This is a genomic window from Streptomyces tagetis (assembly GCF_018069565.1).
Taxonomy (GTDB): Bacteria; Actinomycetota; Actinomycetes; order Streptomycetales; family Streptomycetaceae; genus Streptomyces; species Streptomyces tagetis.
Genome location: NZ_JAGPNL010000008.1, coordinates 256,649 through 269,000, shown reverse-complemented (window position 1 = coordinate 269,000; position 12,352 = coordinate 256,649). Strand labels below are relative to the sequence as shown.

8 protein-coding genes are annotated in these 12,352 nt (G+C 71.0%); 3 read left to right on the top strand and 5 right to left on the bottom strand.

Annotated elements, in window-relative coordinates:
• Positions 1–6: 6 nt before the first annotated feature.
• The 3 genes from glpK to J5Y05_RS25555 form a co-directional block, all read right to left on the bottom strand.
• The gene (gene glpK / locus J5Y05_RS25565; protein ID WP_307854088.1) at positions 7–1,563 is read right to left on the bottom strand and encodes a glycerol kinase GlpK; all 1,557 of its coding nucleotides are present in this window, start codon (positions 1,561–1,563) and stop codon (positions 7–9) included.
• Positions 1,564–1,692: 129 nt separating this feature from the next.
• Positions 1,693–2,487 carry an MIP/aquaporin family protein gene (locus J5Y05_RS25560; RefSeq protein WP_210875425.1) on the bottom strand — a complete coding sequence of 265 codons (795 nt, stop codon included), beginning with the start codon at positions 2,485–2,487 and terminating at the stop codon, positions 1,693–1,695.
• A 530-nt stretch (positions 2,488–3,017) separates the two neighbouring features.
• Positions 3,018–3,782, bottom strand: coding sequence for an IclR family transcriptional regulator (locus J5Y05_RS25555; RefSeq protein WP_210875424.1), 765 nt, complete (start codon positions 3,780–3,782; stop codon positions 3,018–3,020).
• 374 nt (positions 3,783–4,156) lie between these two features.
• On the opposite strand from J5Y05_RS25555, the gene metH reads away from it, so the two are divergent.
• From metH to J5Y05_RS25540, 3 genes are all read left to right on the top strand, one after another.
• Positions 4,157–7,672, top strand: a complete 3,516-nt coding sequence (gene metH, locus J5Y05_RS25550) for a methionine synthase (protein ID WP_210875423.1) — start codon at positions 4,157–4,159, stop codon at positions 7,670–7,672.
• A gap of 140 nt (positions 7,673–7,812) precedes the next feature.
• Positions 7,813–8,514, top strand: a complete 702-nt coding sequence (locus J5Y05_RS25545) for an HAD family hydrolase (RefSeq protein ID WP_210875422.1) — start codon at positions 7,813–7,815, stop codon at positions 8,512–8,514.
• 442 nt (positions 8,515–8,956) lie between these two features.
• Positions 8,957–10,564, top strand: coding sequence for an ABC transporter substrate-binding protein (locus J5Y05_RS25540; protein WP_210875421.1), 1,608 nt, complete (start codon positions 8,957–8,959; stop codon positions 10,562–10,564).
• Positions 10,565–10,659: 95 nt separating this feature from the next.
• On the opposite strand, the gene J5Y05_RS25535 is transcribed toward J5Y05_RS25540, so the two are convergent.
• Together J5Y05_RS25535 and J5Y05_RS25530 are read right to left on the bottom strand one after the other, a co-directional pair.
• Positions 10,660–11,331, bottom strand: a complete 672-nt coding sequence (locus tag J5Y05_RS25535; protein WP_210875420.1) for a response regulator — start codon at positions 11,329–11,331, stop codon at positions 10,660–10,662.
• A gap of 14 nt (positions 11,332–11,345) precedes the next feature.
• The gene (locus J5Y05_RS25530; protein ID WP_210875419.1) at positions 11,346–12,329 is read right to left on the bottom strand and encodes a RecB family exonuclease; all 984 of its coding nucleotides are present in this window, start codon (positions 12,327–12,329) and stop codon (positions 11,346–11,348) included.
• Positions 12,330–12,352: the final 23 nt, after the last annotated feature.

Here is a 12,352-nt window from a genome sequence, read left to right as displayed (position 1 = left end):
CGCGCGTCAGCTCTCGTCGAGCCAGCCCATGGTCCGTTCGACGGCCTTGAGCCAGCTCTTGTACTCACGGTCGCGGGTCTCCGCGTCCATGCGGGGGGTCCATTCGGCGGCCCGCCGCCAGTTGGCGCGCAGGTCGTCGGTGCCGTTCCAGAAGCCGACGGCCAGGCCGGCGGCGTAGGCGGCGCCGAGGCAGGTGGTCTCGGCGACCATCGGGCGCACCACGGGCGCGTCCAGGAAGTCGGCGAGGGTCTGCATCAGCAGGTTGTTGGAGGTCATGCCGCCGTCGACCTTGAGGGCGGCCAGCTCGACGCCGGAGTCCTTGGTCATCGCGTCGGCGATCTCCCGGGTCTGCCAGGCGGTCGCCTCCAGCACGGCGCGCGCGAGGTGCGCCTTGGTGACGTACCGGGTCAGTCCGGCGATCACCCCGCGGGCGTCGGAGCGCCAGTAGGGGGCGAACAGGCCGGAGAAGGCGGGCACGAAGTAGGCGCCGCCGTTGTCCTCGACCGACAGGGCGAGGGTCTCGATCTCGGCGGCGGTGGAGATCAGGCCCATCTGGTCGCGCATCCACTGCACCAGCGAACCGGTGACGGCGATCGAGCCCTCCAGGGCGTAGACCGGATCGGCCTCGCCGATGCGGTAGCCGACGGTGGTCAGCAGCCCGCTGTAGGAGTTGATGATCTTGGAGCCGGTGTTCATCACCATGAAGGTGCCGGTGCCGTACGTCGACTTGGTCTCGCCCTCGGCGAAGCAGGTCTGCCCGAAGAGGGCCGCCTGCTGGTCGCCGAGCGCGGAGGCGACGGGGATGCCGCCGAGCAGTTCGCCGAGTACGCCGCCCTTGATCTCGCCGTAGACCTCCGCGGAGGAGCGGATCTCCGGGAGCATCCGGCGGGGCACGCCGATGGACTCGCAGATCTTGTCGTCCCACTCCATGGTGTGGAGGTTCATGAACATGGTGCGCGAGGCGTTGGTGACGTCGGTGACGTGCCGGCCGCCGTCGATGCCGCCGGTCAGGTTCCAGATGACCCAGGAGTCCATGGTGCCGAAGAGCAGGTCCCCGCGGGCGGCGCGTTCGCGCAGGCCGTCCACGTTGTCGAGGAGCCAGCGGGCCTTGGGGCCGGCGAAGTAGGAGGCGAGGGGGAGCCCGGTCTCGCGGCGGAAGCGGTCCTGGCCGACGTTGCGGCCCAGCTCCCGGCAGAGGGCGTCGGTGCGGGTGTCCTGCCAGACGATGGCGTTGTGCACCGGTTCGCCGGTGGTGCGGTCCCAGATCAGCGTGGTCTCGCGCTGGTTGGTGATGCCGATCGCCGCGATGTCGGCGCGGGTGAGGCCGGCCTTCCCGACCGCTCCGGCGACGACCTCCTGCACGTTGGTCCATATCTCGGTGGCGTCGTGCTCGACCCAGCCGGGACGCGGGAAGATCTGCTCGTGCTCCTTCTGGTCGACGGCGACGATGCGGCCGTCCCGGTCGAAGACGATGCACCGGGAGGACGTCGTGCCCTGGTCGATCGCGGCGATGAAGGGCCCGTGGCCGTGCGAGGCGATCTTGGCGGAGTGGTCGTCGGTCACTGTGTGCTCCTGAGGTCTCGGGGTCGGTGGGCTAACCGGCGGGTACGGCGGGTACGGCGGGTGCCGTGCGGCCGGGCCGGGTGGCCGGGGGCCGTGTGGCCGTGGGGCCGGGCCGGGGCGGCCGTGCGCCTAGGCGAACGCCATGTTGTAGACGCCCGCCGCGGCGGCGCCGCCGATCAGCGGGCCGACGACCGGCACCCAGGCGTAGGTCCAGTCGGAGCCGCCTTTGTTGGGCAGCGGCAGCAGGGCGTGCACGACGCGCGGTCCGAGGTCGCGGGCCGGGTTGATCGCGTACCCGGTCGGTCCGCCGAGCGAGAGGCCGATCGAGACGACCACCAGCGCGGTGATCAGGCCGCCCAGGGTGCCGAGGCCGTTGCCCTCGTCGTTCAGGCCCTGGGTGAGGACGGCGAGCAGCAGGACGAAGGTGCCGATGATCTCCGTGGTGAGGTTCTGCGCCGCGTTGCGGACCTCGGGGCCGGTGGAGAAGATGCCGAGGACCGGACCGGCCCCCGTCTCCCGCGCCTCGACGGCCTTGGCGGAGGTCTTCCGCGCGCCCGGACCGCCGACGATCTCGCGGTCGGTGAGGTGGGCGTGGAACTGTCCGTAGTAGGCGGCCCAGACCAGGGCCGCGCCGATCATCGCGCCGAGGAACTGGCCGGCGAGGTAGACGGGGACGTCGGTCCACCGCCCGTCCTTGAGCGCGATGCCGACGGTGACGGCGGGGTTGAGGTGGGCGCCGGAGAGCGGGGCCGCTATGTAGACGGCCGTCATCACGGCGAAACCCCACCCGAAGGCGATGGCGAGCCAGCCGGCGTTGCGGGATTTGGACGCTTTGAGCGTGACGGCGGCACACACGCCGCCGCCCAGCAGGATCAGTATGGCGGTCCCTATGGTCTCGCCGATGAAGATGTCGGAGCTGGACACCCGCGACTCCTTTGTCCTTCGTCCAGGGGAAGCCGAATCCCGGGTCCCTCCGGGTGTTCCGGCGCCCTCGGTGTGAGAGCGATGGCGGCCCTTGGCGTTGCCACACTCTAACGCGTATATCCGGAAGGTGTTCGACAATGCCGACCGATGGACGGGAGTCTTGCTTGGCGTCCGTCATGCGTCAAGGGTTCCGTTATCGGAAACGTGAACCCGATTGATCGCCGCCTTTTATCAATCCCCGGGAAGAGGGCAGGCGGAAACCGCCCGGTACGGCCGTGCAGGGCCGGGCGGGTCAGGTGCGCGGCGGGTGGGCCCGGAGGTGCGGTGGGCGGGCTCGGGGGTACGCCGGGCGGGCTCGGGCGTGTCGGGCGGGGGTGCTCTGCGCGGCCTCGGGCGCGCGCCGGGGCGGCCTCCCGGCCGGCCTACGGCAGGTCACGACGGCTTACGGCAGGTCACGGCAGGTCACGGCAGGTCACGGCGGGCCCCGGCAGATCGCAGCAGATCGCGGCGGGCCACGGCGGGCCCGGCCCTCAGAACCGCCCCGCGCCCAGGTCCCGGGAGACCGCGCGGGCGCAGTCCCGCACCGCCGCGATCAGTTCCGGCCGCAGTTCCCCGCCCCGGCACAGCCGCTCCACCGCGCCGGTGACCCCGACCGCGCCGACCGGCATCCGGCGCCGGTCGTGGATGGGGGCGGCGATGGCCGCGACGCCCTCCCAGGTCTCCTCGACGTCGGCCGCGTACCCCCGCGCGCGGGTGAGGTCCAGGACGTGCTCGAACCCCTCCGCGTCGTACACCGTGCGGTCCGTGAGCGCCTTCCGCTCGCCCTCCAGGGCCTGGCTGCGGGCGACCGGGTCGTAGGCGGCGAGCACCTTGCCGAGTGCCGTGGAGTGCAGCGGCTGCATGGCTCCGATCTCCAGCACCTGGCGGCTGTCGTCGGGGCGGAAGACGTGGTGCACCACCAGGACACCGCCCTGGTGCAGTACCCCGAGGTGGACGCTCTCGCCGCTGGAGCGGGCCAGGTCGTCCGTCCATACCAGGGCGCGGGCCCGTAGCTCGTGCACGTCGAGATAGGTGGTGCCCAGGCGCAGCAGTTCGGCCCCCAGTTGGTACCGCCCCGACGCCTCGTCCTGCTCGACGAAGCCCTCGTGCTGGAGCGTGCGCAGGATGCCGTGGGCCGTGCCCTTGGCCAGGCCCAGCGACGAGGCGATGTCCGACAGGCCGAGCCGGCGCTCACCGCCCGCGAGCAGGCGCAGCATCGCCGCCGCCCGTTCGAGCGACTGGATGTTCCGAGCCATCGACGTACGCCTCCGTCTCTCCGACCGCCGATCCCGGCGTACTCCCCGACCGCCGCTACGGCGCCGCTGACATCGTTCGGCAATGCCGAACACTACCGGTCCATGCCGACCTCCCGCCAATGGTCGGCGGGTCACTGTCCCACCCCCGGGCGACCGTCGGCCCGACGGCGGCCCGGCACCGCCGCCCGGCCCCCCGGACGTCACCTCTCCGAGCGCATTCGGGCCGCCGCGCCCGTCCGTCTCGTGGACGCCCCGGCCCGCGCACGGCCGGTCCCGGCTAGGCTGGCGCCGTGCGTTTGGTCCCGGACGTCCCCTGTGGGCGGTGCCGGGGCCCGCGCAAAGCCGACAGCCGTCGCATTCTAGGGAGCCCCTTCATGGCCTCGTCGCCGTCCACCCCGTCCGCCGACATCCGGACCCGTGTGTCCGCCCTCCGCGAGGCGCTCGCCACCCGCGTGGTGGTGGCCGACGGCGCGATGGGCACCATGCTCCAGGCGCAGAACCCGACGCTGGAGGACTTCCAGCAGCTCGAAGGGTGCAACGAGGTACTGAACCTGACCCGGCCGGACATCGTCCGCTCGGTGCACGAGGAGTACTTCGCGGCCGGCGTGGACTGCGTGGAGACCAACACCTTCGGCGCCAACCACTCCGCCCTCGGCGAGTACGACATCGCCGACCGCGTCCACGAGCTGTCCGAGGCCGGCGCCCGCGTCGCCCGCGAGGTCGCCGACGAGTTCACCGCCCGCGACGGCCGCCCGCGCTGGGTCCTCGGCTCCATCGGCCCCGGCACCAAGCTGCCCACCCTCGGCCACGCCCCGTACCGCACCCTGCGCGACGCCTTCCAGCGCAACGCCGAGGGACTGGTCGAGGGCGGCGCCGACGCGCTGCTGGTCGAGACCACGCAGGACCTGCTCCAGACCAAGGCGGCCGTGCTCGGCGCCCGCCGCGCCCTGGAGACCCTGGGCCTCGACGACCTGCCGCTGATCGTCTCCGTCACCGTCGAGACCACCGGCACGATGCTGCTCGGCTCGGAGATCGGCGCCGCGCTGACCGCCCTGGAACCGCTCGGCATCGACATGATCGGCCTGAACTGCGCCACCGGCCCCGCCGAGATGAGCGAGCACCTGCGCTACCTGGCCCGCCACTCGCGCATCCCGCTCTCCTGCATGCCCAACGCCGGACTCCCCGTCCTCGGCAAGGACGGCGCCCACTACCCGCTCACGGCCCCGGAACTCGCCGACGCCCAGGAGACCTTCGTCCGGGAGTACGGGCTCTCGCTGGTCGGCGGCTGCTGCGGCACCACCCCCGAGCACCTGCGCCAGGTGGTGGAGCGGGTCCGCGACCTCACCCCCGCCGAGCGCGATCCGCGCCCCGAGCCCGGCGCCGCCTCCCTCTACCAGACGGTGCCCTTCCGGCAGGACACCTCGTACCTCGCCATCGGCGAGCGGACCAACGCCAACGGCTCGAAGAAGTTCCGCGAGGCCATGCTCGCCGGCCGCTGGGACGACTGCGTGGAGATGGCCCGGGACCAGATCCGCGAGGGCGCCCACATGCTCGACCTCTGCGTGGACTACGTGGGCCGCGACGGCGTCGCCGACATGGAGGAGCTGGCCGGACGGTTCGCCACCGCCTCGACCCTGCCCATCGTCCTGGACTCCACCGAGGTCGACGTCCTGCGTGCCGGTCTCGAACGGCTCGGCGGCCGGGCCGTGATCAACTCGGTCAACTACGAGGACGGGGACGGCCCCGACTCCCGGTTCGCCAAGGTCGCCCGACTGGCCCAGGAGCACGGCGCCGCCCTGATCGCGCTCACCATCGACGAGGTCGGCCAGGCCCGCACCGCCGAGAAGAAGGTCGAGATCGCCGAACGGCTCATCGCCGACCTGACCGGCAACTGGGGCATCCACGAGGAGGACATCCTCATCGACTGCCTCACCTTCACCATCTGCACCGGCCAGGAGGAGTCCCGGGGCGACGGTGTGGCCACCCTCGAAGGCATCCGCGAGCTGAAGCGGCGCCACCCCAAGGTGCAGACCACCCTCGGCCTCTCCAACATCTCCTTCGGCCTCAACCCGGCCGCCCGCATCCTGCTCAACTCCGTCTTCCTGGACGAGTGCGTCAAGGCCGGACTCGACTCGGCCATCGTCCACGCCTCCAAGATCCTCCCGATCGCCCGCTTCGACGAGGAGCAGGTCACCACGGCCCTGGACCTGATCCACGACCGCCGCCGCGAGGGCTACGACCCGCTGCAGAAGCTCATGCAGCTCTTCGAGGGCGCCACCGCCAAGTCCCTCAAGGCGTCCAAGGCCGAGGAGCTGGCCGCGCTGCCGCTGGACGAGCGCCTCAAGCGCCGCATCATCGACGGCGAGCGCAACGGCCTCGAAGAGGACCTGGAGACCGCCCTCACCACCCGCCCCGCCCTGGAGATCGTCAACGAGACGCTCCTGGACGGCATGAAGGTGGTCGGCGAACTCTTCGGCTCCGGACAGATGCAACTGCCCTTCGTGCTCCAGTCCGCCGAGGTGATGAAGGCGGCCGTGGCCCACCTGGAGCCGCACATGGAGAAGACGGACGAGGACGGCAAGGGCACCATCGTGCTCGCCACCGTCCGCGGCGACGTGCACGACATCGGCAAGAACCTCGTCGACATCATCCTCTCCAACAACGGCTACAACGTCGTCAACCTCGGCATCAAGCAGCCGGTCTCCGCCATCCTGGAGGCCGCCGACGAACACCGGGCCGACGTCATCGGCATGTCCGGTCTCCTGGTCAAGTCCACCGTGATCATGAAGGAGAACCTGGAGGAGCTGAACCAGCGCGGGCTGGCCGCCAAGTTCCCCGTGATCCTCGGTGGCGCCGCCCTCACCCGCGCCTACGTCGAACAGGACCTGTACGAGATCTACGACGGCGAGGTCCGCTACGCCCGCGACGCCTTCGAGGGGCTGCGCCTCATGGACGCGCTCATCGGCATCAAGCGCGGCGTGCCCGGCGCCAAACTGCCCGAACTGCGCCAGCGCCGGGTGCGCGCGGCCACCGTCGAGATCGAGGAGCGCCCCGAGGAGGGCCACGTCCGCTCCGACGTCGCCACCGACAACCCCCTCCCCGAGCCCCCCTTCCGGGGCACCCGGGTGATCAAGGGCATCCAGCTCAAGGAGTACGCCTCCTGGCTGGACGAGGGCGCCCTCTTCAAGGGCCAGTGGGGACTGAAGCAGGCCCGCACCGGCGAGGGCCCCACCTACGAGGAACTCGTCGAGACCGAGGGCCGGCCCCGGCTGCGCGGACTGCTGGACCGGCTCCAGACCGACAACCTGCTGGAGGCGGCCGTCGTCTACGGCTACTTCCCCTGCGTCTCCAAGGACGACGACCTGATCGTCCTGGACGATTCCGGCAACGAGCGCACCCGCTTCACCTTCCCCCGCCAGCGGCGCGGCCGGCGGCTGTGCCTCGCCGACTTCTTCCGCCCGGAGGAGTCCGGCGAGACAGACGTCGTCGGCTTCCAGATCGTCACCGTCGGCTCCCGCATCGGCGAGGAGACGGCCCGCATGTTCGAGGCCAACGCCTACCGCGACTACCTCGAACTGCACGGACTGTCGGTGCAGCTCGCCGAGGCCCTCGCCGAGTACTGGCACGCGCGGGTCCGCGCCGAACTGGGCTTCGGCGGGGAGGACCCGGCCGCGATGGAGGACATGTTCGCCCTGAAGTACCGGGGCGCCCGCTTCTCCCTCGGCTACGGGGCCTGCCCCGCCCTGGAGGACCGCGCCAAGATCGCCGACCTGCTCGGCCCCGAGCGCATCGGCGTCCACCTCTCGGAGGAGTTCCAGCTCCACCCCGAGCAGTCCACCGACGCCATCGTGATCCACCACCCCGAGGCGAAGTACTTCAACGCCCGCTGACCCCCGCCGCTCCTCCGTCCGGGCGGACCCGGACGCCACACCCGGCGTTCCGGTTCCGTACGACGTACGCTGGTCGGTCCCCTGCAGGCCGGTTCCCCCCGTGGGAACCGGCCTGCTCGTCCCCCCAAGGAGGTACGTGGATGACCAGTACGGTCCCCGCGCTCGGCACCCGTACGGCCGAAGGCTCCGCCCTGCAGGCCGTGCTCCTCGACATGGACGGCACCCTGGTGGACACCGAGGGCTTCTGGTGGGACGTGGAGACCGAGGTCTTCGCCTCCCTCGGCCACACCCTCGACGACTCCTGGCGCCACGTCGTCGTCGGCGGCCCCATGAGCCGCAGCGCGGGATTCCTCATCGAGGCCACCGGCGCGGACATCACCCTCGCGGAACTGAGCGTCCTGCTCAATGACGGGTTCGAGGAGCGCATCCACCGCGATCTGCCCCTGATGCCCGGCGCCCACCGCCTGCTCGCCGAACTCTCCGCCCACCAGATCCCGACGGCCCTCGTCTCCGCCTCGCATCGGCGCATCATCGACCGGGTGCTCACCACGCTCGGCCCCCAGCACTTCGCGCTCAGCGTCGCCGGCGACGAGGTGCCGCGCACCAAGCCGCACCCCGACCCCTACCTGGCCGCCGCCACCGGGCTCGGCGTCGACCCGGTGCGCTGCGCGGTCGTCGAGGACACCGCGACCGGCGTCGCCGCCGCCGAGGCCGCGGGCTGCCATGTCGTGGCCGTGCCCTCCGTCGCCCCCATCACCCCGGCCCTCCGCCGTACCGTGGTCGGCTCGCTGGAAGAGGTGGACCTGAATTTCCTGCACGGCCTGATGCCGCGAATGCGCTAGCCGTTCACCCAGCGTGCAGCGTCGATAACAGCCGAATTCCGGTAACGGGTGTCTCCTGGAACGCGGACGCGCGACCGCCTTTTCCGGTGCCGCATATCACCGAATACGGGCGTCCGCGCCTGCGGGGGGTTGGTGTGAGGTTCCCCACGCCGACAGGGGTCGACAGATCGCGCCGGTTGTGCTGTTTGCCGTGCCGGAGGGGCTTTCGGGGGGCCCATGTGTCCCGATTGGGGAGAGCCTGCACGAATCCTTCCTCTGTCGGGTTTTCGGTGTGTCCACACCCGGTTTCGCTCCGTGATGAGCCCTCAACTCCGGTGGCTGTGAACCCGCGTGCGGGCGCGGACTAATCTCGTGGCCAGAACCTCGGCCACTATCCCCGTGATCCGCCGCAACACCCCTGCATGCCGGATACACGGACCGACAGCTCTGGAGAAACTCGAGCATGAACCGTAAGACTTTGGTGCTGCCGGCCGTCGTCGGCCTGCTCGCGCCGGTGCTCGCCGGTTGCGGCGGGTCCGACGGTGGCAGTGGCGGCGGTGCGATCGTCGTCGGCACCACGGACCGGTTCACCGCCTCGAAGGAGGCCCCCGCGCCCTTCGACCCGGCGTACGCCTACGACGTCGGCTCCTGGAACATCCTTCGGCAGACCGTGCAGACGCTGATGACCCAGCCGCGCGGCGACGGCGAACCGGTGCCCGAGGCGGCCGAGAAGTGCGGTTTCACCGACACCGCCTCCGAACGCTACGCGTGCACCCTGCGCGACGGTCTGAAGTTCGCCAACGGCGACCCCATCACCGCGGCCGACGTGAAGTACTCCATCGACCGCGCCCTGGCCATCGAGGCGGACAGCCAGGTCTACGCGCTGCTCTCCACCGTCGACACCGTGGAGACCCAGGGCGACCGTGAGGTCATCTTCCACCTCAACACCGCCGACGCCACCTTCCCGTTCAAGCTGTCGACCCCGGTCGCCGGCATCGTCAACCCCGACGACTACGAGAAGGACAAGCTGCGCGAGGGCTTCGAGGTGGACGGCTCCGGCCCGTACAGCCTGAAGAGCGAGGTCAAGGACGGCGAGCTGATCAAGGCCGTCTTCACCAAGAACCCCCACTACAAGGGGAGCCTCAAGGTGAACAACAGCAAGGTGGAGATGGTCTCCTTCGCCGATGCCGACGCCATGGGCGACGCCATCGAGAAGGGTGACATCGACGTCATGACGCGTGCCATGACGCCGTCGCAGATCCAGAAGCTCTCCAACACCACCGGCGGCGAGGTCTCCCTCGTCGAGGTCGCCGGTCTGGAGATCCGCTACCTGGCCTTCAACACCGACGCGCCGATCGTCAAGGCCAAGGCCGTGCGCCAGGCGATGGCCCAGGTCATCAACCGCAGCGAACTGGTCTCCAAGGTCTACGGCTCGCAGGCCGAACCGCTGTACTCGATGGTCCCGGCCAGCATCACCGGCCACTCCAACTCGTTCTTCAACAAGTACGGCGACCCGAGCGTCAACAAGGCCAAGCAGATGCTCCAGGCCGCCGACGTCGACATCACCACCCCGCTGAAGCTGACGCTGCACTACACCACCGACCACTACGGCGCGGCGACCAAGGGCGAGTTCGAGCAGCTCCAGAAGCAGCTCAACGACAGCGGCCTGTTCGACGTCGACATCAAGGGCACGCCCTGGAAGGACTTCCGCCCGGCCGAGCTGAAGGGCCAGTACGACGTCTTCGGCATGGGCTGGTTCCCGGACTTCCCCGACGCGGACAGCTTCATCGCGCCGTTCCTCGACAAGGACAACACCCTCAACTCGCCGTACGCGAACACCGAGGTCATCGAGAGCCTCATCCCGCAGTCGCGGCGCGAGGCCGACCGGCTCTCCGCCGCCGGCAGCCTGACGCAGATCCAGGACATCATCGCCGCCGACGTCCCGCTGATCCCGCTGTGGCAGGGCAAGCAGTACGTCGCCGCCCGCGACGACATCACGGGCACGGCCTACGCCCTCAACTCCTCCTCCACGCTCCAGCTCTGGGAGCTGAACCGGGGCGTCAAGGGCTGACCCCGCACCAGGCCCGTACGACAGCGAAGGGCGCCCTCTTCCCGAAGGAAGGGGGCGCCCTTCGCCATGCGGTACGGACACCGCGTTCCAGGACGCTACTGCGCGCCGGGGCGCACCAGCCCGCTCTCGTACGCGTACACCGCGGCCTGCACCCGGTCGCGCAGTCCCAGCTTGGTCAGCACATGGCCCACGTGCGTCTTGACGGTGGTCTCGCTGACGAAGAGGTCGGCGGCGATCTCCGCGTTGGACAGCCCGCGGGCCACCAGCTTGAGCACCTCCATCTCACGCTCCGTCAGCGTGTGCAGGGTGTCCGGCACCGGCTCCTCGCCGGACGGCAGGTGAGTGGCGTACTTGTCGAGCAGCCGCCGGGTGACGGACGGGGCGAGCATCGCCTCCCCGCCGGCGACCACCCGGATCGCCTGCACCAGCTCGTTGGCCGGGGCGTCCTTCAGCAGGAAGCCGCTGGCGCCCGCCTTGAGCGCCTCCACCACGTATTCGTCGAGGTCGAAGGTGGTCAGCACCAGCACCTTGGCCGGGCCGTCCCGCTCGGGTCCGGTGATCTGCCGGGTGGCCTCCACGCCGTCCATCCGCGGCATGCGGATGTCCATCAGGACCACGTCGGGCTGGAGCGCCCGCACCTGGTCGAGCGCCTGGAGGCCGTCTCCCGCCTCCCCGACGACCGCGATGTCCTGCTCGGCCTCCAGGATCATCCGGAAGCCCGTGCGCAACAGCGGCTGGTCGTCGACGAGTAGGACGCGGATGGCCACGTGAGTCTCCTTCGCTAGTCCGGGCCCATTCTGCCCTGCGCCGGGCCACCGGACGGGGCCGCCCTCACGACGGGCAGCGGGTAGGGCGGGGGAGTGCCGCCGAACTCCGGACAGTGCTCCCGGTGGTCGCACCAGTCGCACAGCCGGGTGGGCCGCGGACGCCAGTCGCCCGTCTCCGTCGCCAGGCGGATGGCGTCCCACAGGGCCAGCAGCTTGCGTTCGACCCGCTCCAGGTCGGCGGGGACCGGATCGTAGGTGAGCACGTCGCCGCTGCCGAGGTAGACGAGCTGGAGCCGCCGCGGCACGACCCGCTTCAGCCGCCAGACCACCAGCGCGTAGAACTTCATCTGGAACAGCGCTTCCTCGGCGTACTGCGGCCGGGGCGCCTTGCCCGTCTTGTAGTCGACGATCCGCACCTCGCCGGTGGGGGCCACGTCGACCCGGTCGATGATGCCGCGCAGCCGCAGTCCGGAGTCCAGATCGGCCTCGACGAACAGCTCCCGCTCGGCCGGCTCCAGCCGGCTCGGGTCCTCCAGGGTGAACCAGCGCTCCACCAGTCGCTCGGCCTCCCCGAGCCAGCGGGCCAGCCGCTCGCCTCCCGGGTCGTCCGCGAACAGCTCCACGACCTCCGGCCGGCTCTCCCGCAGCCGCTCCCACTCGCCCGGGACCAGCGCCTTCGCCCGCGGCGCGGTGCGCTCCGCCGCCGGGGCGTCGAAGAGCCGCTCCAGCACCGCGTGGACCAGGGTGCCCCGGGTCGCCGCCTCGCTCGGCTTCTCCGGCAGCCGGTCGATGACCCGCAAGCGGTACAGCAGCGGGCACCGCATGAAGTCGCCGGCGCGGGAGGGCGACAGCGAGGCGGGGGGCAGGGCGACGGGCACGGGGGCGGGGGCGGCGGTCGGTACGGACGCCGGTGCCGGGGTGGGCGCGGGCGCGGGTGCCGTGGCCGCGGGCGCGGCGGACCCCGGCGCGTCCGCGACGCCCTCGATGCTCGTCTCCATGCCCCCAGACCTTACGGGCCGCC